Genomic DNA, 21100 nt, shown 5'->3' with positions numbered 1-21100 from the left:
GCGGCACACGGATCACTATCCCGCGGGATGGAGATGCATGAAGTCCGTACTACCGGTCATGGCCGTCATGATTATCATCGCCGCATGCATCACCCTGCCGGCAACGGCAGCGGTCTACTATGACTCCAGCATCCCGCAGATCATCACCAGGGGTGACGCGTTCTCCGTCAGCGGCACCGGTGCGACCAACGGCCCGGTCGCCCTCTGGGTCATCGGCAGGAAGTATTTCGAGATCCGGTCGACCGCACCGGACCGGCGCGGCAACTTCTCCATTGTCTTCCAGCCCACCGAGACGGAAAAATTCTCAACCGGCCAGTATGCCGTCGTCCTCCAGGACCCGGGGGCCAGCGGCACGATGGAGATCGAGCCCGGCAGGGACAGCAACGGCAACCTCACCATCATGAACCGGGGCAAGATCATCGCACGGCTCGGGGCACAAGAGGACCTCCAAGGCAATGTCCAGGCGGAGACCTATGCCCTGACGTCCGCTGCCGGCCTCCAGGGCGTCGACGACACCTTCCTGCCGGAGTATTTCTTCGTCGAGGAACCCTCCGTGCAGTTCGACGGGATCATCCCTGCATCGGGGTCGCGTCTCCCCGACAAGGTCTCGGGCGGGCAGGTCCTCTTTACCGGCACCACCAACCTGGGAACGGAAAACACCCTCATGGCGGAGATCCGCACGCCGGGTTCCACCTCGCCCGTCACGTCAAAGGAACTCCCCATCATCGCCGGCAAGAGCCTCAACATCTGGAGCTACGGGATAGAGGAGCCCGGCCTTGAACCGGGGGACTACCTCCTGACCGTAGGCTCGGCAGACTCCCGTGCCAACAGCACTGCGCAGTTTACCGTCGCGGAGACCCGGACCGTCACGCCGACACCAGAGCAGACGGGGATCAGCGGGATCGTCGCGCTCCCGAAGGGGCTTGACACGCTGCTCATCCTCGGCATAATCTTCGTGTTTGCCGTTGTCGTGTACACGACCAGCAAAAAATAATCGAACCTCCCGGGTACCACGGCACACGCCAGTCAGGTCACAGGTACTCGTTGCGCCTGCTCACGATGGGCGTGTCCTTTTGGGAGGACTTGATGTCCCGTGCCCGGTCGAAGTGGAACTTCGCTTCTTCCTCCTTGCCCATCTCCTTGTAGCAGGTGCCAAGGTGGTTCCACACGTCCACGTTGTTGGGCAACTGGCTGATCACCATCTTGAAGACCTGGATCCCGGAGTCGAGATACTTGTTGCTCTTGTAGAGCACGCCGATATGTTCGAGGGTCAGGCCGAGCGTGAAGAGCATCTCGGGGTTCTCGGACTCCAGCTCCACTGCCCGCAGGCAGGACTTGAGGGCGTTCATGTAGTCATTGAGCTCCCGGTAGCAGACGCCCCGGTCGTTCCAGGCCTGGGCAAACTTCTCATCGATCTTGAGCGCACGGTCGAAGGCCGCGATCGCCTCGGTGAACTTCTTCTCGTTCACCATCAGGGCTACACCCTTCCGGTACTCGGCCGTGGCCTTGCCGAGGATCTTGTCGAACAGATGCCCGGCAGGTTTCTTCGGGTCTTCTACGGGGGCCTCCGGCTTCGCTTCGTCAGCCTTCTCCCGGATCACCACGTCGCTGAACGTCGATGTGACGTCCCGGACGTTCCCGACCGCCGCGATGAAGGTCCCCTGCTCATCGAAGATGGGCATTGCCTTCATCCAGAGGGTCCACTCGCACCCGTCCCGCTTCTTCCCCCGGGTGACCGCGATGACAGGGCCTTTCGGTACCCGGTTGATCAGCATGTACTTCTGTGCCCGGATCTCGTCGTCGGATTCGAAGAGGAGATTGATGAGCATCTTCCGCCTTGTCCCTAAGAAGGGCTCCGCGTAGACGAGGTCGCCCTTGCCGAGGATCGCAGAGGCAGGTACGTCGGTCAGCTGCTCCATCGCGTCGTTCCAGGCAATCACGATCCCCCTGCTGTCGATCGCAAACCAGGGATAGGACGCGAAATTGACCATGTCCATGATGATCCGCTGGGTGGTCCCGACAGGCCTGACGGGGGAGTTCCGCTCAAGAGTGGCCTTCACCATCGCCATGATCTCCCGGAACTGCATCCGGGTGTCCACGCTTTTCTTCACGTAGAAGTTCGCCCCGTTGTTGAGCGCCTCGATCGCGGTATGCCCGCGCTCCTCGCCCGTGTAGACGATGATGGGGATGGTGGTATCCCCGCGGGAGCGGAGGATCTTGAGGAACTCGATCCCGTCGGTCCTTGGCATGTCATAGTCGACGATGATCGCATCGAAGCCCTGTTCCTGCAGCAGCCGCAGGGCGTCCTTTGCGGATGAGGCGGTCTGCATCGTCACCTCGCGGGACCGCTCGGCCATATGCGAGAAGACCTCGAGCAGGCCCGGATCGTCATCGATGAGCAGGACAGAGAAGTAGGATGAGGCCATCAGTATATTGACATATTCCCCGGAGGGATATAAAGCGAGTGTTTTACCGTGGAGTGGCAGCGGGGGGTGCCGGAAGGCCATGAAAAAAGGGTTACGAGAAGTACCCGACGATATTCCGGAAGAGCTGCATGTTGAGCGATTCAGCAGGCAGGGCCCGGCCCTCGCGCCGCGCCTGCTCCCGGAGGAGCGGCCAGTCATAGAGGTTCGTAAACTCCATCGCCCGCTCGGGGTGGGGCATCAGGCCGAGCACCCGGCCGTTCGCGGACGTGATGCCGGCGATGTCCTCCACCGAGCCGTTCGGGTTGTACGGGTACTCGCCGTCTGCCGGGCTCAGGTCTTCCCGGCAGTACGTGAACGCGACCATCTTCTTCTGTCTGATCTTCAGGAGGGTCTCCTTTGAGCACGAGAGGTTGCCCTCGCCGTGGGAGACGGGGCAGTACATCCGCCCGATACCCGTGGTCCAGAGGTTCTCGTTCGCCGGCTTCAGGGTGACGAACCGGCACTCCAGCCTCCCGAGACGGTTCGGCATCAGGGCGATCTCCCGGGCATACGCCGTATCGAATGCGGGGACAAGGCCGAGGTTGGCGAGGATCTGGAACCCGTTGCAGATGCCGAGCACGAGATTGTCGCCCTCCATGAACTCCTGGAGCTCGTCCCAGAGGTTGTTCCTGACCCGGTTCGCATAGGCGTTGCCGGCGCCGGTGTCGTCGCCGTACGAGAAGCCGCCGGGGAAGACGAGGAGCCGGTAGTCCGCCAGCGACCGGTCGCCCGCGATCAGGTCGTTGATGTGGACGATCTCCGAGCCCATGCCGGCCCGGGCAAGGGCGACTTTCGTCTCCATCTCGGAGTTGATCCCGTACCCGCTCATGATCAGGGCCTTCTCGGGGATCGGCTCCCGTGCGGCCGGATCCTTTGCCACAGCTGCCGGGCGTTTTATGTTTCTTCGCACCGCCATCTCAGTACCCCCCGAACGGTGCCTTGTAGGCTTTTTCGAGTTCCGCGATCCCGACGTCCAGCAGGAGCGTCCTTCCGCTGATCCGGAGCCGGCTGCCGCCCGTCCGGCCGAGGAGGACGGCATCGGGCCCGAGCGCCTGCTCGAACGCCCGCTTGTGGTCCTTATCGACCGTGATCACGAACCGGGAGAGCGATTCCGAGAAGAGGAAGTAGTCCGGCCGCATGCTGTCCGGGACAGGGACCGTGAGGTCCATGCCGAGCCGGCCGGCGATTGCTACCTTGGCAAGCGCGACGCCAAGGCCGCCGTGGCCGACCGGGAAGGCCGAGGCGACGAGCTCGTGGGCGATCGCACCCGCAAGCCGGATGTACCGCTCCTTTGCCGCGACCGCATCCAGCACCGGCACCGTATTCCCTGCGCTCCCGAGGTGCGCGAAATACTCCGAACCCCCCAGTTCCTCCCGGGTCCCGCCCACCACGTACACGAGGTCGCCGGCAACCTTCGCGTCCATCGAGACCGCTTTTCCCGCATCCGGGTGGACGCCGATGGAGGAGATGAGGAGGGTCGGCGGCACGGAGACTTTGACCGGTTTTCCCTCCGCATCGAATCCCGAGAAGTCGTTGAACATGCTGTCCTTGCCGGAGATGAACGGGGTGCCGAATGCTTTCGCGAAGTCATAGCACCCTTTCGCCGCGAGCTTCAGCTGCCCGAGGCGTTCAGGCTCGTCGGACGAGCACCAGCAGAAGTTGTCGAGGATCGCGATCGCGCCGGGCGGGATGCCCATCGCGACAAGCCCGCGGATTGCCGTGTCGATGCCGGCACCGGCCATGGCATAGGGATCGATCTCGGAGTACGAGGGAAAGAGCGCCTGCGAGAGCCCGACGGCCTTCTTCGACCCCGGCACGATCTTTGTCAGTGTCGCGACCGACTGCACCCGCCCCTTCCCCTGCACCGGCCCGAGCACGTGGCCGCCCTGCACGGTGTGGTCGTACTGGATGGTGATGAACTCTTTTCCGCAGCAGTTCTTCCGCTTCACCATCGCGAACAGGGCCTCATCGAGCCTCGCGGGGCAGGGAGCATCCGGCTCCGGGTTTGTCTTCTTTACAAAAACCGTCTTCAGGTGCTTCTTCGGCAGCCCTTCGTGGAGGAACGCGAGTCCGATGTCCATCACGACCGCTCCGCCGCACTCCACCACGCACCGGCCGGTGTCCGTGAACGTCCCGATCACCGTCGCTTCCACCTCGCGGCGCTCCATCAGCTCCATGAAGGCCTCCAGGTGCTCCGGCGGCACGGCGAGCGTCATCCGCTCCTGCGACTCGGAGATCCAGATCTCCCACGGCGCCATGCCGTGGTATTTCAGGGGCACCCTGTCGAGCTGCACGTGGCAGCCGTTGCACTCCTTTGCCATCTCTGCGACCGAGCAGGAGAGGCCGCCCGCCCCGTTGTCGGTGATGCTCCGGTAGAGGCCGGCGTCGCGGGCTTCCTTGACGATCACGTCCGAGAACTTCTTCTGGGTGATCGGGTCGCCAATCTGCACCGCGGTCACGGGGCTTGCCGGGTCGAGCGCCTCCGAGGAGAAGGTGGCGCCGTGGATGCCGTCCTTGCCCACCCGGCCGCCCACCATCACGATCAGGTCACCGGGGCGGGCCGCCTTCTCGTAGAGCTTCCGCCCGCCCGATTCCCGGGGGATGACACCGACGGTACCGGCAAAGACGAGCGGCTTTCCCGCGTAGCGGGGATCGAACCAGCAGAAGCCCTGCGGCGTCGGGATGCCCGAGCAGTTCCCGCCCACCCCCACGCCCCGGACCACGCCGTCGAGTATCTGCCGGGGGGAGGGGACCGGGTTTTTCCTGTCCTTCCCGCGGAAGAGGGGGACTGCCGCATCGGGATCGCCGACGCAGTACCCATAGACATTGATGCAGGGCTTTGCCCCGAGGCCGAAGCCGATCGTGTCCCGGTTCACGCCCACGATGCCGGTCAGGGCCCCGCCGAACGGGTCGAGGGCCGAGGGCGAGTTGTGGGTCTCGACCTTGTGGGTGACGAGGAACTGCTCGTCAAAGACGATCGCGCCGGAGTTGTCGGAGAAGACCGAGACGCAGATGTCCTTGTCCCCGGCCTCCGCCCGGATCTCGTTGGTCGCCGCCTGGATGTAGGTCTTGTAGAGCCCTCCGGGCACGTCGTCGTCCATCGCCGAGGCGAAGATCGTGTGCTTGCAGTGCTCGCTCCAGGTCTGGGCGAGCGACTCGATCTCCACATCGGTCGGCTGCCTCCCGCGTTTCCGGAAATAGTCGCGGATCGCGTGGAGCTGGACGAGGTCAAGGGCGAGCGGCCCCCGGCGCTCGCGTGTCTGCGGGTCCAAAATCCCTTCCTTCCCGAGCTTCGATAACGCCGCATCATCGAGATCGAGGTCCACCGGCCCCGCGGTCGGCAGCTCGTGGAGCTCCACGTACGGCACACTGCGGTCCATACCCTTCTGCCCGTATTCCGCCCATGTCTTCTCATGCACCCGGTTCACGAGGGGATTTGCCAGCATCGACGCGAGTTTCTCCAGGGCACCGGGCGCGAGCCGGCCGCGGATAAAGTAGAGCTGCGAGGAGCAGACCGCCTCCCCCTCACCGAATTTCATCCCCAGGAAGTCCTCGATCATCTGCCGGGCCGTGGTGCCGACATTGTCGGTCACGCCCGGCAGGAACCCGACCTCGATCGCGTAATCGAAGAGGGGTCTTGTTGCTTCGTCCACCGTGAATTCCTGCACCACCGGGTTGATCAGCTGCCGGGCGACCTGCACCAGCTCGTCGCGGGTGAAGTCCCGCGTGCCGGTCGCAACCGTGTAGACATCGGTGAGATGCAGCTCGTCGATGGGAAAGCCGAGCGAACGGATCCGGTCAGTCCGGGTCTTCAGGCGCGGGTCTGTGGTGTAGTGAACTTCTATGCGGTGGACAAAAGAAGCCATGTATACAGGTTTCGGCGCACAGGAGAAAATAGGTATCGTCACGGCAGGGAGTCAATCGTCGCATCAGCGAAGAGAGCCTTATGCCTCTCTTCCCGTGTTCCTTTGTCACACAGCGAGGATTGGCTGGAGATTGTCGAGAGTCATCAGACTTGAGACAGGAGAAGACCTGTGGTCTTCGAAGAATCCAAAAGGATTCTTCGACGTGCTTCATCCTGTACTGATGCAGGCCGCCGGCATGAAAAAAGGGGGGTTATCCAATCAGCCGGCCGTGGTCGCCTTCCGTGAACGAGTACACGTTCCACATCACGTTCTCAAGCTCCTGCGACAGGCCGTTCTCCTGTACCTGCCAGCCGTCCGGGTACTTCAGCACCTGTGTCGATGTGTACGGGGGACAGGTATTCCCATTCTCATCGATATTGATGACATTCTGGTTCGAGAGTAGCGTGCCTGATGAGGACGGTGTAAGATCAGAGATCCACTGCCCGTTCTTCTTCACCGAGTACGTGATGACGAACTGGTCAGGGCCGTAGTCCCGTGCCGCCTGCTGCCAGTTGTCCCAGTAGCAGGGGACGCCGTTCGTGGAGGTATATGAAGTGCCGGTGCACCCGGTCGTGTACCCTTTCGAAAAGTCCTCGTTCAGGATGATCGGGATCACGGTGGAGTCGGAGGGCTTCAGGGACGGGACCATAGCACTTGCGGGATGGTAGAACCCCCCGGTGTCCTTCACGTACAGGGTGACCGGGTCCGTGGCAATGGTATTCGGGTTCGTCACCCTGACCATCACCGTTGCCGGGTGCGCCTGGTAATAGAGCGGGTCGGGGATGTAGAAGTTGCCGGCGGCCCCGTACACCGCGGCCGCGGACTGGGCCCCGACAGCCTCGCCCATCTGCCTGCCGATATCGCCCGCATTGCTCTTGATCGTATCCTTGGCGCTGTCCGGCATGTTGCTGTAGGCGCTCTGCGCTGCGTCGAGGACACCGCCCGCACCGATCTCGTCGGCCGCCATCTTCGCCATGTAGTCTGCCCCCATGTTCTCGAGGTCGGCGGCATTGGGGAGGGTCGGCGGGACACCCAGCGCACTCTCGGCAATCGCAAGGCCGGCGTGCAGGACGCCTGTGCAGGCAGGGCTGCTGTTGCAGTCGAACGCCCCGAACGTCAGCCCCTGGACCGCGTATGCAGCGATCTGGACCACGAAGTTGTTGATCGAGTTATAGGCCGCTGAGACCGCATTCGCAACGGTCTTGAAGGCCTGGAAGAGGGCCGTGATGATGTCCCAGACGGTATCGTACCAGTGGCTCTCCGCCGGGTCCGCGTAGAAGTGGTAGCCGGGCTGGCTGCCGCCGAACATGCTGCAGCTCTGGGCATTGAGCATGTCAATCGCCTGGTTCCCGGTAACCGGTGCCGAACAGAACGGGGGGGTCGCGACAGTGACGAAGTGGGCCCGGGCTTCCAGCGAGCCGTCCTGGTAGGTCCGGATCCAGTCCGGGACAAACAAGGTCATGTAGAACGCAGAGATCGTCGCAGAGGGGGGTCTGACGAGGACATCACTCTGCACGTTCCCGGTGCCCGTCGCGGGGCAGGGCACCGGGCGCTTCACGGTTACCGTCACCGGCATGGTGGGGACGCCGGCATTCCCGTTCTTGCTGATCGGGATGATCCGGACGTAATAGGTGTGGTCCATGTCCGCAAACAGTATTGCAAATGCAGAGGCCCCCTGGAGCGAGGAACTGCTGGCTTCGCTTAAAATCATGTTGTCGTTGGGGTTGCCCACGTCCTGCTCGGTGAGCTCGCCTGCCGGGACCTGGACGAAGCTGTCCGGCACCGGGATCGTAAGCGGCCCGACGGACGCCTTCTTGTACCAGATACCCGAGCCGGTCAGGGGGATCTTCAGGAGGCCCATGGGCTTCCCCTGCCCCGACACGGTCTGGTCGAGGTGGACGAGGCCGGTATAGATGGGCGGGTCGGAAGGGTTATGGTTGGCAATCGGCGCGAAGTTGAGGGCAAAGTAATGGAAGCCCTCGCTATCCACATAGACATCCTTGACCGGGCCGGAGGCAACGAGCCCCGGCACGTACTGGTTCTGCCAGCGGGTGGCATTGTCGCTGAAGGGGAAACGCGAGACCTGGTAGAAGGCGGTCGCGGTCGGATCGAGCGAGATCCAGCGGAAGTTCGGGTCGTTGTAAACGGTGTCCGTTATCTTGATGAACACGGTACAGTCATCTGCCCAGATGGCCCAGTATGCGGTATCCTGGCTGCTCACCGGGCGCGTACTGGAGAGCGGGGTGTTCATGGTGTCCACCTCGATGTAGCTGAGGGGGAACGTGGTTACGGTCGGGGTCTGGTAGCCAAGGGAGGAGGTCACGTTCTGCGTATTGAACTGGTACGAGAAATAGGGCGAGAGGGTGGTGAGGAGGGGCGTCTTTGAATGGTTGCCGACCCGGATGGTGACCGGCTGGATCGTGACCGGGCCGAGCGCCTGCAGCTGCTCTGCAAGGCTCCGGGCCGGGGCCTGCGGCGCATGCGTCGGCGTGGGAGTGGGAATAACCTGCGTGACGGCTGGCTGGGCAGTCGTTGCACGGGTCGCCACCGTTGTCGCGGCCACGGTTGACAGGACGGTTGTCTGCACGGGGGTCTGTTGGGACGTGGTTGCCGGGACAGGGACCAGCGTATAGCTCTGCTGGTTCAGCTGGTCGGCCTGGATCGTGAAACTCGTGGTATAATCGAGATAGCCGTTCATCTGCAGCACGAGAGAATGGCTGCCCGCCGTGAGGGTACGGATGGTAAACGGTGTCGTGCCCATCGCGGTGCCGTCGATGACCACGCTGGCGCCGGACGGGGCGCTGCTGATGCTGATCGCGCCGGTCTGCGGGGCCGCGGACGTGACGGTCGTTGCCACAGGAACCACGGCAACCGTCCGGACCGGCGCGAGGTTCAGGGCGGGCGAGGTAGTTGTCGCGGGGGCGATCAGCGATGCAAAGACGGGGACAGGGAGCGTGAGAAGAAGGACCAGGAGAAGGAGAAGGAAAACCGGTTTTTTCTCAGGAGGCATACGTCAAATGGGTCTGACAAAAACGATAAAGATTGTGAAATATTTCCCGGGGTATACACACCGCCTGCGGGAGATCCGCAGCACATCACTTCTTTGTCACGATAACCGGGTCGATGGTCGCATCGATCATCAGGTCGAAGTCGACGGTGTCCAGCCAGCCGGCCTTCTCGAACATGCTCATGAAGCAGACGCCGGCCAGCTTTGCCCCACCATACTTCCCGGCGAGATCGCGGACCTGTTCCTTGGTCACCGGCATCATCGGCATCGCAAGCCCGCCCATGATGACCAGCAGCTTCGGGCTGAGCACGGCAGGGCCGCCGGAGACCTGCATCCCCACGTCCTCAACATACTGGATCTTTTTTGCCTTTGCCTCGTCGAGAAGGGGCACGAAGACCTGGTCCACGTGCAGGCCGCGGACCGTAACCGCGAGCAGCTCGACAAACGGCGTGCAGGTGCCCGTGCAGCCGAAGTACGCGATCTGGTCCCCCTGTTTGAGCCCCAGGCCCTGCACGAACTCCTTGTAAGGGCGCAGGATGCCGGTCACGCTTTTTGTGATCTCCCGTGTTGCCATGACCTGATCTCGGACGCTCTGCGGGATAAGGGTTTGGAAAAGGGGGCAGGGAACTATCCGCCGGCCGGCTTTTTTACGGTGATGCTGTAGAGCCCTCCGGCCACGAGCGGGGAGAGGACTGCCCCTGCAAGGACGATGGCGATATTCCAGGAGAGATTCTGCTGTAAAATGAGATCCTTCAGCACGATCATCAGGGCAAAGATCGCCCCGAGCAGGACCGCAAGGAACTTCGCCAGCGCCAGGGGATCGGCAGGTTTTGCAGCCGGGAAGAAGGCAAGCAGGAGGAGAAGGAGGGCAAAGACGTAGGTGTACGGGCGCAGGGACGGCTCGACAAAATATTGCTGGAGGTTCGAGAAGATGCCGCTTATGACAAAGACGACAAGGAGGAGCAGGGCCTCTTTTACGGTGAGCGGGTACCATTGCATGGAGATCAGGGTTCAGTTGGACTGCCGGCATGATGAGATTTGCGGGGGAACTGCGTCATCGGAACCGGTCGTCCGACCGGACCGTCTCCGCGTTGCCGGCTACCTCCTCCAGCCACCCGCAGCAGGAGCCGGGGTACGCATCGAACGCCGGCACGTACGGCTTGAGGTCGAGCAGCGGGGTGCCATCGAGGACATCCACGTCCCCGATGGTGAGCGTCCCGCCGTTCACGCCCGTAAGCCGGACCACCGAGAGGCCGATCGCGTTCGGGCGCTTCGGCGACCGGGTGGCAAAGATGCCCCGGGGCGTAGTATCGAGGAAGGGCGTGACGGTGAGGCGGTGATCCGCACACCGGTGGAGCGCGTAGATGAGGATGATCCGCTCAAACCCGTCAAGATCGCGGAGCCCTTCACGATACGAAGCGTGGATTTCGATGGTCCCCCGGGTGCCCCGGGCCCCGTTCGGCTGGATGGGCATGCCGGCGATGTCCCTGAACGGCGAGTGGATCGTACCGATCGGCGTATACGTAAAGGTGGCAGGGGTGTCCTGCGGGTCGTGCATGAAGAACTCTTTGGGCTCCCGGCAGTAAAAACCCCTTGTTTTTTAAATAACACATGATTAACATCACAACCCTTTTACCAGATTCCTCATCTGGATGACCCGTGCCGCGAAAATAAACACCGCTGAGACTCCGATCAGTACGCCACAGTCAACGATCGGAGAAAATACCGATGCCCCTGACATGGCAGCATTGAAAAGATCGACGAGATACGTGAGCGGCGAACAGTACGCCAGAGTTAACCCCAGCCCCTGCATCTGTGCAAGCGGGACGAATATCCCGGAGATGAAGATGAGCGGGAAACGTATCAGGTTCGAGAAGATCATCACGTTAGGCGGGCTGTCGGTTGCCGGTGATGCAAGCAGGACTCCCAGCGCAGCACAGGACAGTGTGCCAAGGATGAACGCGAGGGCAAACAACCCGGTGTTTGTGACCGCTACCGGGACGAGAAATAAACTTACTGTCCATACCAGCAGGGAGATGCCGATCCCGAAGATTGCACCTGCCGTAAGGTCGCCGAGGATAATGCTGTCCTGGGTCACCGGATAGGAGAGAAGCCGTTCATAGGTCTTCTCCCGTTTCTCCCACGGCGTGATCAGCGGGCCCACCGATGACGCGGTGAAGAACAGCATCATCGCAAGAAACGCCGGGAAGAATGTGGTCAGATCGAGTTTACGACCGACAAAGAAGGCGAAGAACATGAAGAGCGGGAACAGGAGCCCGAACATCAGGACGGGCGGTTTCGTATAATACAGCCTCATGTTTTTCTTGGTGATAACCACAATGCCACGGAGGGCCAGCGGGATCTCCATCATGCACACTCCGTGATCTGGACAAATGCTTCTTCAAGGCTCGGGCCGGAGGTCGTGAGGGACGTGATGCCAATGGATTCCTGCGCAGCACGCCCGACAATATATTTCAGAACCCGGTCCGGGTTGTCCGTGTACAACCGCCACTTGTCACCGCACGGCTCCGCCCGCAGGATCGCTTCAGCCGCAAACAGATCGCGGGTAACGGCCCGGTCAAAGGAGACCTCGACCGATTGCGTGGTGTCAAACATCTTTTTGAGTCGTTCGGGACTGTCCTGTGCAACGATCTTCCCCTTGTTGATGATGCAGACTGTCTGGCAGAGGGTGTTTGCCTCTTCGATATTGTGCGTGGTCAGGAAGATCGTGCTGCCTTGTTCATTCATATCACGGATCGTCTCAATTACGAGCCTGCGGCTCTGCACGTCAAGACCGCTCGTAGGTTCATCGAGCAGGAGGACGTGGGGCCGGTGAATGATGGCACACGCGATACTCACTCGCTGCTTCATCCCTTTCGAGAATGTCCGGACCGGTAAGCGTCTTTTTTCCGAAAGGCCCATCCGCGACAGGAGCTCTGCTATTCGCTCCTCCCGGAGTGCCCGGGACATTCCATACATCTGCCCGCTCAATTGCAGGTTCTGCTCTGCCGAGAGGTCGCCGTAGACCGTGCTGCTCTCCGGTATGACGCCCATCTGCATCTTGGCATCGAGCGGATGACGGTGGATATCGATGCCGTTGATGTGGACGGCTCCTGAATCCGGCGTGAGAACACCGGTGAGCAGGCGCATCGTGGTGGTCTTCCCGGCCCCGTTCGGACCGAGAAAACCGAAGATCTCCCCCTCGCGTACGGCAAGGCTGACATCGTTCACTGCTGTTACGGAACCAAACCGTTTGATGAGATGATCAGCCTGGATCGCGTTCATGCTTCCTTCACGGATTTCAAAGCACTTATTTTCTTCTCGATTGCTTCAAGCTGATCCTGAAGGATTTTTTTGTGGTCTTCCAGGCTTCGGATCTCTTCCGCAATGGGGAGTATGACGGGGCAGCCACATTCACAACCGCAATGGGTGTTCATCTGCGATACCGGCTTTCCTGTTGATACATGGCACATACTTTTTCCCTCCAAACAGTTTTCTTCTTCAAGCTTACTATCAATTGAACAGTATTAATAGTGTCAAGTTTATAGTTTTGAAGTGACTATGGAAAAAGAAAGTAACCACATCTGCCTGTGCCCCCTTGAGGGCATCATCAATATCATTGGAAAAAAATGGGCCATTCTGATCATCAGCATCATTGGCCATGATAAGAAGATACGGTTTAATGACCTCCAGCAGAGGCTTGGCGGGGTCAGTCCCAAAACCCTTGCAGATGTGTTGAAAAATCTTCAGAAAGAAAACCTGATTCACCGTGAATCCTTCTCGGAGATCCCGCCACGGGTCGAGTATTCCCTGACGGAAGACGGGAAACAGCTCTGCGAAGCCGTCCTTCCCCTGATCCAGTGGGCGGAAAAACGCGATAATGTCGATAAGCACCGGTGCCGGGGAAACTGCCATGATGATACCATGTCATCCAGGAAGGGAGTGACGCGCCAACGGAGATTACCAAAAAGCGGGTCAGTCCGTTAACCGGGGTAAGCCGGTCGACAGAAATCAATCCTCCGGGATAGAATACGAACATAAATATATTTTATTGGTCCAGTAAAACGGTAATGGAATGGCTGCTCTCGATCCTTCCTTCCTTGGTATCTTCATCTTCGGGCTGATTGCCGGTATCTGTCCGTGCAACAGCATCTTATGCCTCGGACTGATTGGATACCTGACAAGCGGGAATACACAACTTTCTCCAATAAATATTCTTAAACTGACTCTATCGTTCTGCATAGGAACGGTACTTGTGCTCCTGCCGCTTGGCATAATTGCTGGATTTATCGGAAAATACCTGCTGTTCCTCAACAGCACAATCACATGGGCCATCGGTGGAGTACTTCTGATCCTGATGGGATTGCAGCTTCTCCAGATTTACAAGCCACCGATACGGAGTATCTTCAACTTCTTCAAAGTGCCGATGTCCTATACGGTGACCGGAGCGTTCCTGCTCGGGCTCTCGTTCGGTGCAATCACGGTTGGGAGAGGGGCTCCTATGCTCCTTATCGTCCTGACCTACATCGCTCTTTACCAGACTGCAGTCCAGGGATTTTTCACGATGCTGATTTACGCCATCGGGCTCTCCATCCCGCTTATCGTTATCAGCTCGCTGGGCGGGGCAATGGGTAAAAAAATCAAGGACAAGGCGCGGGTGAGCGGCGAGGTATTCGATAAGATCATTGGTATAGTTATTGTGCTGATTGGGATCTATTTCCTGTATCTTGCGTTCTCCTGAATTTTTTTCATTTTTTCCTCCGATTATCTTATTGCGTTTGAAGAGGACAATGAAGAGAGATCAGTGCAGGTCGGCCCCATGGAATATGCACAGCAGGATACACAATCCCCGCTTATCTACCTCAACAACGCTGCGACGACGTGGCCGAAGCCGGTGGGAGTACTTGAGGAAGTTGCAGATTGCCTGCGACTGCCTCTCTATGAACCGGGGAGGACGACCGGGGATGGATCCACGGATTATCCCTCTGCTGCACGGGAAGCCCTTTCAGCATTTTTCCATGCCGGTCCTCCCGAGCACTTCATTTTTACCCAGAACGCCACCGACTCGCTCAACCTGCTGATTCACGGATTTGTAAAAAAGATCCATGTGCCATTCCACGCGATCACCACAGAACTCGAACACAACTCGGTGCTCCGTCCGCTCACCGCGCTGGAGCAGGGAGGAGCGATCACGCTTTCGGTCGTGCCTTTCACTGACAACACCGTCAGCCTCGCGGCAATCAAAAAAGCGATCTGTCCGGAGACCCGGCTTGTCGTCATGACACACGGGAGCAATGTGCTCGGATCCGTGCAGGACATCAGGCCGATTGCGGAATACCTCCATACCAACGACATTTTCTTCATCGTGGATGGGGCACAGACCTCCGGCCATATCCGGGTCGAGCTTTCGGACATCCCGATCGGAGCTTTCGTATTCACCGGGCACAAAGCGCTCTTCGGCATCCCCGGCATTGGCGGATTCTTCATCCCCGACCCGGATGCAGTCGCGATCATCCGGCAGGGAGGGACCGGTACTGATTCGCGGACGCTCACCCATCCTTTCGAGATGCCGATGCGATTCGAGGCAGGGACGCACAACTACCCCGGCATCGCATCGCTCTATGCAGGGATACGGTTCATTATAACGACCGGTCAGGAAGCAATTGAGAGAAAGAATACGAATCTTACCCGGTCTTTCATCCGCGAACTGAAGGGAATGCGGGGTATCACCCTCTATAACGAAAATCCTGATCTCCCGGTCGTATCGTTCGATATCACGGGTATCGACAACAATGAGGCGGGTTTCATCCTTGCCCGGGCCTACAACGTGATCACGAGGACCGGCCTCCACTGCGCCCCGCTCGTCCATGAACGAATTGATAGCGGGAAAGGGTGTATCCGGGCAAGTTTTTCGTTCTTCAATACCATCGAGCAGATCGAAATGGCAGCACATGCAATCCGTGAGGTGGCGCTGAGTGCGGATACTCAAATCCGTACAGACTAAGGTCTGCGTCGATGGCTCGCTCATGAAGGAGTATGTTCTCGATGAGCCGCTGACCCAAGGGTTCCTGAAATTCCTGGAGCAGTTCGGCACGGTCCGGTACCTTGAACAGCTGAAAAAACCGTACTTCTCGTTTGAGAAAGAGCGGTTCATCTCCATCAAGGGATTTGTCGGGGAGAGTAATGTTGAAGTGCGGTATAAAAAAGAGTTCCAGGATCTGGTAGCGGACTATTTTCATCTCCTGCTCTACTATTATCGCGAAGGCGAGCCGGGGATTGTAAAACTGAAAGGGGTGGAGGAGTCTATCCGGGAGAAAATGAAGATCCGGCTGGGCCTGTCGGACGGGAACAGCAGATGATCCCATCAGGAGCAGGCCCGTATGCTCGCAGGGTGAGTGTCCGTGACTGCGGGTAAATCCCGGCACTAGATTAGCGCAGCAGGTGCCGTCTTACCCCCCCGCAGCAGGTGGGAATAATGCGATGATATCCCCGTCTTCAAGCGGGGTGTCAAGCCCGGCCAGGAAATGGATGTTCCTGCCGTTTTTCAGGATATTGACAAAGTCCCGGAGGGTATCCGGGGCAGAAAAGAGCAGATCGGACAAGCCACTGTACCAGCCGGTAAGTTCAGTAAGCAGCGAGCGGATGGTTGCACCCTCAGCAAACTCCATCCGGACCTCCGCATCCATGACCTCGCGCAGGGTGGCAAACGATTTGACCGTGACGGTTATGCGGTCATGTATATCGGTCATCACAGTCTCGCGTCAGCGCTGCATGATATTTTAGTCATTCGGTTACGGCAGAGAGATCTGGCACGCCACCTGATCAGCAGCCGGACCCCGTGTGGATACGTCTTTCCTGTTTTCAGAGTCCCAGTTCTTTTTGTTTCTCCTTTGTCGGCGTCCCTTCCCTGTCCCAGCCCCTCAGAGTGTAATACTCGTCGAGCATCTCTTCCCCCCGCCACACCTGCCCTGCAGGTGCACCCTCCTTCAGCGGCTCGTTCAGGAGCCGGGCCGGCAGCGTGTCATCCTTGCGGCCGAACCCGCGCTTGATGTTGTACAATTTCTGGAGGTTCCAGATCCGTTCGCCAACCTTCAGCAGTTCAGCAGGGTCGATCTTCATCCCCGTGGTCGCAGAAAGCAGATCTGCATAATCCTCCACTCCCAGCGCAAACGAGGTGAACAGGCACATACCCGATGCGTCGATGGCCGCCGTCAGGTCCTGGAACGTCTTGACCCACTGCGGTTTCCCCTTCGTCACGTACGGGTCAAGTTTCTCCGGTGACCCGAGGATCTCGGGCGCGATCATGTACCCGTATACGTGGTCGCCGCCACGGACCGAGGTGGCTGTCGCAAGCCCGTATCCCTGGATCCCCCGGGGATCATAGGCCGGCAGCTCCTGCTTCTTGGAGCTCATCGAGCATTCGGGATGGCCGTATTTCGTGGCAAACCGGAAGGATCCTTCTGCCAGTTCGTTCCCGATCCCTTCCCGCCTGGAGATCTGCCCCACCAGCTCCAGCATCCCCTTTGCGTCGCCGAACCGGACCGGGTGCTTGACGTACCCTTTCTCTGCCATCTCCATCAGGCAGGCGATCGTTGTCGGCGTTGAGATCGCATCGAGCCCGTACTCGTTGCAGATGTTATTCGCCCGGGCAACGGCCTTGAGGTCGTCGATCCCGCAGTCCGGCCCGAAAGCCCAGTCGGGTTCGTACTCCGGGCCTTCCCCGCTCTCGCCATCGAATGCACAGACCCGGCCGCACTTCACGATGCAGGCATAGCAGCCCTTGTTCTGCTTGAGGATGGTCGCTGCCATGGTCTCGCCGGAGACCTTCTCTGCTGCCGGGAAATGGGCAGTCTGGAAGTTCCGGGTCGGGAGGACATAGTTCTCGTTGATGATGTTGACAAGCACGGCCGTGCCATATTTTCCCAGCGCCTGTGCGATCCCATTATCCTCAATCTTCTTTTTCACACGTTCCTTGACTGATTCGAGCTGCGCTTCATCCGCTGCCTTGACAGGCAGGTCTCCCCGGGCCGCAATCGCTTTCAGGTTCTTCGACCCCATGACAGCGCCGACACCTCCGCGCCCGGCAGCCCGTGTCTTCTCATTGATGATGCAGGCGAACAGTACACGTTTTTCCCCGGCCGGCCCGATGCAGGCAACGCGGACGCTCTTGTCCTTGAGTTCGTCCACAATTGCGTCGGTGGTCTGGCCGGTGGTTTTACCCCAGAGATGGGCGGCATCCCGTAGTTCGGCCTTCCCGCTGTCCAGCAGGAGGTAGACCGGCTTTTTCGATTTTCCGGTCACGACGACCGCGTCGAATCCCGCCTTCTTCATCTTCCAGCCAAAGACCCCGCCGCTGTTGGCGCTCATGGCAGTCCCCGAGAGCGGCGAGATAGCCGAGACCTCGTACCGGCTCCCCAGGGGGATGCCGGTGCCGGTCAGCGGCCCGGCGGCAAATACGACAACATTTTTCTCGCCCAGCGGATCGATCTTCGGATCAACCATATCGGTCAGAAGACGGATGCCAAACCCCCGCCCGCCAATGTACTGCTTCTTGAGTTCCGGTGGTGTGGGGGTGATCGTAACTTTTTCTGCCGAAAGGTCGGCGTAGGCTATCTTTCCTGCGTATCCGTCCATGATGATTACCAAAAGATTACTTCATGGTTCTTATTCATAAAATTTTTTATAAAAAACAGATTATGTAATATGTTAACCGGGAGAGATTGTTAACAGAAATTACCGGATTCGGATTATCCTGACGCCGAATGATCATCCTGAGAAAAGTGATCACGATCAAGCTGCTCGCGATCTTTGCCGGGATCCTGTTCGTCTCGTTCACGCTGACGGGGTATTTGTTTAATGCGATACGGGGATAATTTAATAATGTGGGGAAATGCGCCATGACAAAATCTGATGAAGCAGTGGCCAGTTACAGGAATAGGTTTACCTGTTCGGCAGCAGTGCTTTCTGCCTTTTCCGGTGACCTGGGCCTGGATCCCGAAACGGCAAAAAAGATCGCGTGCGGCTTCGGTGCCGGGATCTCGAAGACCGGCAATATCTGCGGGGCGGTATCCGGCTCAATCCTGGTGATCGGGCTGAAATACGGGAAGACCGTCGCGGAGGACGATGCCGCAACCGAGAAGACGCGGGCCCTTGTCCGGCGGTTCATCCACGAGTTTACTGAGAAGAACGGCTCGATCAATTGCACGGAACTGCTCGGGTATAACCTGAGCAACCCGGAAGAATTTGCGCGGGCACGCGACAGCGGACTCTTCGTCGCGAAATGCACGCCGCTTGTCCGTGATGCTGCAGATATTCTGGAGAAGATCCTGTAAGGCTTGCCTATGGAAACCACCAGACGCCTCTCATTCCTTGACCGTTACCTGACTCTTTGGATTTTCCTTGCGATGGCAGCCGGAATAGCGATCGGGTACTTCTTCCCCGCCATACCGGCCCTGATCACCGGCCTCTCGGTCGGGACCACCTCGATCCCGATCGCGGTCGGGCTGATCCTGATGATGTATCCGCCGCTGGCAAAAGTACATTATGAGGAACTCGGCAACGTGTTCCGGGACAAGAAGATCCTTGGGCTCGCGTTTGTCCTGAACTGGGTTATTGCACCTATCGTCATGTTCGCCCTTGCAGTCGTCTTCCTTCGCGACCAGCCTCATTTTATGTACGGGCTGATCCTCGTCGGGATCGCCCCATGCATCGCGATGGTCATTGTCTGGAATGATCTGGCAGGGGGCCACTGTGAATTTTGTGCGGCAATTGTAGGGCTTAATTCAATATTCCAGGTGCTTTTTTACGCAATCTATGCCTGGTTCTTCATCACCTTTCTCCCCGTGTTTCTCGGTATTGCAGGTGGCGTCACAGTCCCGGTCACCATCGTTGATATCGCAGTGACCGTCTTCATCTACCTTGGGATACCCTTCCTTGCCGGAGTGATCACCAGATTCACCCTCATCCGGATAAAATCAAAGAGATGGTATGAACATACATTTATCCCGAAGATCTCTCCAATTACCCTCATTGCACTGCTCTTCACCATCATCGTGATGTTCTCGCTCAAAGGAGAGTATATCATTGCTCTCCCGATCGATGTGGTGCGGGTGGCGATACCGCTGGTCTTCTACTTCCTGATCATGTTCTTTGTCAGTTTCTGGATATGCTGGAAACTCAATGTGGACTATTCACGTTCAGCGACTCTGTCCTTCACTGCTGCATCTAACAACTTCGAGCTCGCGATTGCAGTTGCTGTTGCAGTCTTTGGGATAGGTTCCTTAGAGGCCTTCGCCACTGTTATCGGCCCCCTCATCGAGGTGCCAGTGCTGATTGGGCTTGTGAACGTCTCGCTCTGGATCCGGGAGAAATGGTATGGCGGAAAGGATAATGGTACGTGCAGCCCGTCGCTGCGGTGAAATGATACTGGTGTTTTCATACTCCATCGATGGAGTGTTTTTTTAAAAAAGCCCGGGAATTAGGCTCTGTAGAAATCATCGGCTTTCATTGTTGACGCTCTTGGGGGCTTTGGCATATGATGCCTTCGCCCCCGCCGCTCGGGCATCCCCCACATTGCGATAGTCCCTCAGAAGGTTGATGAAAAACTCTCTGAAAAATAGGGAGGGATAAAAGAAGGAGGTCAAGGGGCGCTCCCCTTGCGTTGCCTCCCCCTCTGGGGGAGAGAGGGGGTCACACTCATGACTGATGAAGAATATAACCGAATTTCATGATGAAATAGGATTTCTACAGAGCCGGGAATTATTTCATCGCCATCATCGCATCGCGCTTTATCTCGATCGCAAGGGCCGCACGGGAGCTCGCGACATTCTCGCGGAACTGGCGGGTGAGGCTCTTGATGGCGGTGTTGGTGGACTTCAGCGCTTCTGCCGACTGGCTGGTGAGGGCATCCTGGAGGCTGGAGCGCTGGGCATCGATCTGGTCGGATATATTTTTGGCCAGTGTTATGTTAATTCCCTGTTTGTCGAGACTGCGGATAAGGAGCGTGCGATCCCCCGAGGCCTGGTTGAAGAGGGTGAGCCGGGCCGCGTCCTTTGCCAGCCAGAGGGAATCCGTCATGGCGGCAGATGTATTGTCGATTGCATCGGTGGAGGAGCGGATGCAGCTTCTCATCTCATCATCGCTGCCGTTGAACATCACCATCTGGGCCTTCGTCTCTTCAGAGAACAACTGCGTCTGGACGCGGAGGTCCTCGCGTGCCTTTGCGATCTCCGCATAGGCGTGCATGAGGGGGATGGAGGAGGCAATCACGAGGTAATCGTCCCGGATCTGCTGCAGGCTGGTGATACCGGTCCCATCGCTGATGTTATTGACGTACATGATCACGCCATCCATGCGGGCGTCCTGCACCTCGCCGACATACGCGACATGGGTCTTGAGGGTAGCGATCATGTCCGGCCGGTCCACATCGTTGGGGGCCGTGCTCTGCGGGATCGTGGTGCTGTCAACCGTTGCGGAGACATACGGTACGAGCAGCAGCAGGATCGCGAGACACGCCACTGCCCTGAATGCAGCCTTACGGTCTCTCCAGGCCATTTCATTCACCCCCCATGCACGGAAAATGTTTCACTACCCAGCTGTAGGGGGAGTAGTAAATAATATTGCTCGGATGGCAGCGGTTATTCGTATAACCGCGGGGTTAGATCAAGAGAGGCCTCCCGGGTTCCCCACAGGGAGACCTGTCCCGCTGGGGCCGGGCCTGAACC

Annotated in this window: 19 protein-coding genes; 7 read left to right on the top strand and 12 right to left on the bottom strand. The window is 58.8% G+C overall.

Annotation, left to right across the window (positions count from 1 at the left end; genetic code table 11):
* Window positions 1–37 precede the first annotated feature (37 nt).
* Window positions 38–994: a hypothetical protein gene (locus ABSG49_RS02545; protein ID WP_424024526.1), complete on the top strand. Its 957-nt coding sequence runs from the start codon at window positions 38–40 to the stop codon at window positions 992–994.
* A 37-nt stretch (window positions 995–1031) separates the two neighbouring features.
* Here ABSG49_RS02545 and ABSG49_RS02540 read toward each other — a convergent pair whose 3' ends face one another.
* From ABSG49_RS02540 to ABSG49_RS02500, 9 genes are all read right to left on the bottom strand, one after another.
* Window positions 1032–2426 (bottom strand): response regulator, encoded by a 1395-nt coding sequence (locus ABSG49_RS02540; protein ID WP_424024525.1) that lies wholly within the window; start codon window positions 2424–2426, stop codon window positions 1032–1034.
* A gap of 91 nt (window positions 2427–2517) precedes the next feature.
* Window positions 2518–3381, bottom strand: coding sequence for a phosphoribosylformylglycinamidine synthase subunit PurQ (locus ABSG49_RS02535; RefSeq protein WP_424024524.1), 864 nt, complete (start codon window positions 3379–3381; stop codon window positions 2518–2520).
* Window position 3382: 1 nt separating this feature from the next.
* Window positions 3383–6331, bottom strand: a complete 2949-nt coding sequence (locus ABSG49_RS02530; protein ID WP_424024523.1) for a phosphoribosylformylglycinamidine synthase subunit PurL — start codon at window positions 6329–6331, stop codon at window positions 3383–3385.
* 250 nt (window positions 6332–6581) lie between these two features.
* Complete coding sequence (locus ABSG49_RS02525; RefSeq protein ID WP_424024522.1) at window positions 6582–9380, bottom strand: PEGA domain-containing protein; 2799 nt, start codon at window positions 9378–9380, stop codon at window positions 6582–6584.
* Window positions 9381–9465: 85 nt separating this feature from the next.
* Window positions 9466–9951 carry a DUF2124 family protein gene (locus ABSG49_RS02520; protein WP_424024521.1) on the bottom strand — a complete coding sequence of 162 codons (486 nt, stop codon included), beginning with the start codon at window positions 9949–9951 and terminating at the stop codon, window positions 9466–9468.
* A gap of 53 nt (window positions 9952–10004) precedes the next feature.
* Window positions 10005–10376 (bottom strand): hypothetical protein, encoded by a 372-nt coding sequence (locus ABSG49_RS02515; protein ID WP_424024520.1) that lies wholly within the window; start codon window positions 10374–10376, stop codon window positions 10005–10007.
* 55 nt (window positions 10377–10431) lie between these two features.
* Window positions 10432–10935, bottom strand: coding sequence for a tRNA (N6-threonylcarbamoyladenosine(37)-N6)-methyltransferase TrmO (gene tsaA, locus ABSG49_RS02510; protein ID WP_424024519.1), 504 nt, complete (start codon window positions 10933–10935; stop codon window positions 10432–10434).
* Window positions 10936–10998: 63 nt separating this feature from the next.
* The gene (locus ABSG49_RS02505) at window positions 10999–11748 is read right to left on the bottom strand and encodes an ABC transporter permease (protein ID WP_424024518.1); all 750 of its coding nucleotides are present in this window, start codon (window positions 11746–11748) and stop codon (window positions 10999–11001) included.
* Window positions 11745–12662: an ABC transporter ATP-binding protein gene (locus tag ABSG49_RS02500; protein ID WP_424024517.1), complete on the bottom strand. Its 918-nt coding sequence runs from the start codon at window positions 12660–12662 to the stop codon at window positions 11745–11747. Before ABSG49_RS02500 ends, ABSG49_RS02505 begins: the two co-directional genes overlap by 4 nt.
* Window positions 12663–12938: 276 nt before the next feature.
* Between ABSG49_RS02500 and ABSG49_RS02495 the strand changes: the two genes are divergently transcribed.
* The 4 genes from ABSG49_RS02495 (at window position 12939) to ABSG49_RS02480 (ending at window position 15736) form a co-directional block, all read left to right on the top strand.
* Window positions 12939–13364, top strand: coding sequence for a winged helix-turn-helix transcriptional regulator (locus ABSG49_RS02495; RefSeq protein WP_424024516.1), 426 nt, complete (start codon window positions 12939–12941; stop codon window positions 13362–13364).
* 88 nt (window positions 13365–13452) lie between these two features.
* The gene (locus ABSG49_RS02490; protein WP_424024515.1) at window positions 13453–14118 is read left to right on the top strand and encodes a cytochrome c biogenesis CcdA family protein; all 666 of its coding nucleotides are present in this window, start codon (window positions 13453–13455) and stop codon (window positions 14116–14118) included.
* A gap of 78 nt (window positions 14119–14196) precedes the next feature.
* Window positions 14197–15381, top strand: a complete 1185-nt coding sequence (locus ABSG49_RS02485; protein ID WP_424024514.1) for an aminotransferase class V-fold PLP-dependent enzyme — start codon at window positions 14197–14199, stop codon at window positions 15379–15381.
* Window positions 15353–15736 (top strand): hypothetical protein, encoded by a 384-nt coding sequence (locus ABSG49_RS02480; protein ID WP_424024513.1) that lies wholly within the window; start codon window positions 15353–15355, stop codon window positions 15734–15736. The genes ABSG49_RS02485 and ABSG49_RS02480 overlap by 29 nt, the downstream gene beginning before the upstream one ends.
* A 90-nt stretch (window positions 15737–15826) precedes the next feature.
* On the opposite strand, the gene ABSG49_RS02475 is transcribed toward ABSG49_RS02480, so the two are convergent.
* Entirely contained in the window at window positions 15827–16126 is a 300-nt protein-coding gene (locus tag ABSG49_RS02475; protein WP_424024512.1) for a ubiquitin-like small modifier protein 1, read from the bottom strand.
* 112 nt (window positions 16127–16238) lie between these two features.
* On the bottom strand, window positions 16239–18011 hold the full coding sequence (locus tag ABSG49_RS02470; RefSeq protein WP_424024511.1) for an aldehyde ferredoxin oxidoreductase family protein: 1773 nt from the start codon (window positions 18009–18011) through the stop codon (window positions 16239–16241).
* A gap of 263 nt (window positions 18012–18274) precedes the next feature.
* On the opposite strand from ABSG49_RS02470, the gene ABSG49_RS02465 reads away from it, so the two are divergent.
* Both ABSG49_RS02465 and arsB read left to right on the top strand, forming a co-directional pair.
* Window positions 18275–18709 carry a C-GCAxxG-C-C family protein gene (locus tag ABSG49_RS02465; protein WP_424024510.1) on the top strand — a complete coding sequence of 145 codons (435 nt, stop codon included), beginning with the start codon at window positions 18275–18277 and terminating at the stop codon, window positions 18707–18709.
* A gap of 9 nt (window positions 18710–18718) precedes the next feature.
* On the top strand, window positions 18719–19795 hold the full coding sequence (gene arsB / locus ABSG49_RS02460) for an ACR3 family arsenite efflux transporter (protein WP_424024509.1): 1077 nt from the start codon (window positions 18719–18721) through the stop codon (window positions 19793–19795).
* A 340-nt stretch (window positions 19796–20135) separates the two neighbouring features.
* Here the strand turns inward: arsB and ABSG49_RS02455 are convergent, their stop codons facing one another.
* Entirely contained in the window at window positions 20136–20930 is a 795-nt protein-coding gene (locus ABSG49_RS02455) for a hypothetical protein (protein WP_424024508.1), read from the bottom strand.
* Window positions 20931–21100 lie beyond the last annotated feature (170 nt).

The sequence above is a fragment of the Methanoregula sp. genome, from assembly GCF_049510175.1.
GTDB lineage: Archaea > Halobacteriota > Methanomicrobia > Methanomicrobiales > Methanospirillaceae > Methanoregula.
This window is presented reverse-complemented; position numbering and strand designations above follow the sequence as displayed.

Excerpts from the sequence above, each read along its gene's own strand:
- ABSG49_RS02455 (WP_424024508.1), bottom strand. The coding sequence starts at position 20,930 with ATGGCCTGGAGAGACCGTAAGGCTGCATTCAGGGCAGTGGCGTGTCTC.
- ABSG49_RS02545 (WP_424024526.1), top strand. The coding sequence starts at position 38 with ATGAAGTCCGTACTACCGGTCATGGCCGTCATGATTATCATCGCCGCA.
- ABSG49_RS02465 (WP_424024510.1), top strand. The coding sequence starts at position 18,275 with ATGACAAAATCTGATGAAGCAGTGGCCAGTTACAGGAATAGGTTTACC.
- ABSG49_RS02535 (WP_424024524.1), bottom strand. The coding sequence starts at position 3,381 with ATGGCGGTGCGAAGAAACATAAAACGCCCGGCAGCTGTGGCAAAGGAT.
- ABSG49_RS02525 (WP_424024522.1), bottom strand. The coding sequence starts at position 9,380 with ATGCCTCCTGAGAAAAAACCGGTTTTCCTTCTCCTTCTCCTGGTCCTT.
- ABSG49_RS02475 (WP_424024512.1), bottom strand. The coding sequence starts at position 16,126 with ATGACCGATATACATGACCGCATAACCGTCACGGTCAAATCGTTTGCC.
- ABSG49_RS02470 (WP_424024511.1), bottom strand. The coding sequence starts at position 18,011 with ATGGACGGATACGCAGGAAAGATAGCCTACGCCGACCTTTCGGCAGAA.
- tsaA (WP_424024519.1), bottom strand. The coding sequence starts at position 10,935 with ATGCACGACCCGCAGGACACCCCTGCCACCTTTACGTATACGCCGATC.
- ABSG49_RS02500 (WP_424024517.1), bottom strand. The coding sequence starts at position 12,662 with ATGAACGCGATCCAGGCTGATCATCTCATCAAACGGTTTGGTTCCGTA.
- ABSG49_RS02485 (WP_424024514.1), top strand. The coding sequence starts at position 14,197 with ATGGAATATGCACAGCAGGATACACAATCCCCGCTTATCTACCTCAAC.
- ABSG49_RS02505 (WP_424024518.1), bottom strand. The coding sequence starts at position 11,748 with ATGATGGAGATCCCGCTGGCCCTCCGTGGCATTGTGGTTATCACCAAG.
- arsB (WP_424024509.1), top strand. The coding sequence starts at position 18,719 with ATGGAAACCACCAGACGCCTCTCATTCCTTGACCGTTACCTGACTCTT.
- ABSG49_RS02515 (WP_424024520.1), bottom strand. The coding sequence starts at position 10,376 with ATGCAATGGTACCCGCTCACCGTAAAAGAGGCCCTGCTCCTCCTTGTC.
- ABSG49_RS02520 (WP_424024521.1), bottom strand. The coding sequence starts at position 9,951 with ATGGCAACACGGGAGATCACAAAAAGCGTGACCGGCATCCTGCGCCCT.
- ABSG49_RS02530 (WP_424024523.1), bottom strand. The coding sequence starts at position 6,331 with ATGGCTTCTTTTGTCCACCGCATAGAAGTTCACTACACCACAGACCCG.
- ABSG49_RS02495 (WP_424024516.1), top strand. The coding sequence starts at position 12,939 with ATGGAAAAAGAAAGTAACCACATCTGCCTGTGCCCCCTTGAGGGCATC.
- ABSG49_RS02540 (WP_424024525.1), bottom strand. The coding sequence starts at position 2,426 with ATGGCCTCATCCTACTTCTCTGTCCTGCTCATCGATGACGATCCGGGC.
- ABSG49_RS02490 (WP_424024515.1), top strand. The coding sequence starts at position 13,453 with ATGGCTGCTCTCGATCCTTCCTTCCTTGGTATCTTCATCTTCGGGCTG.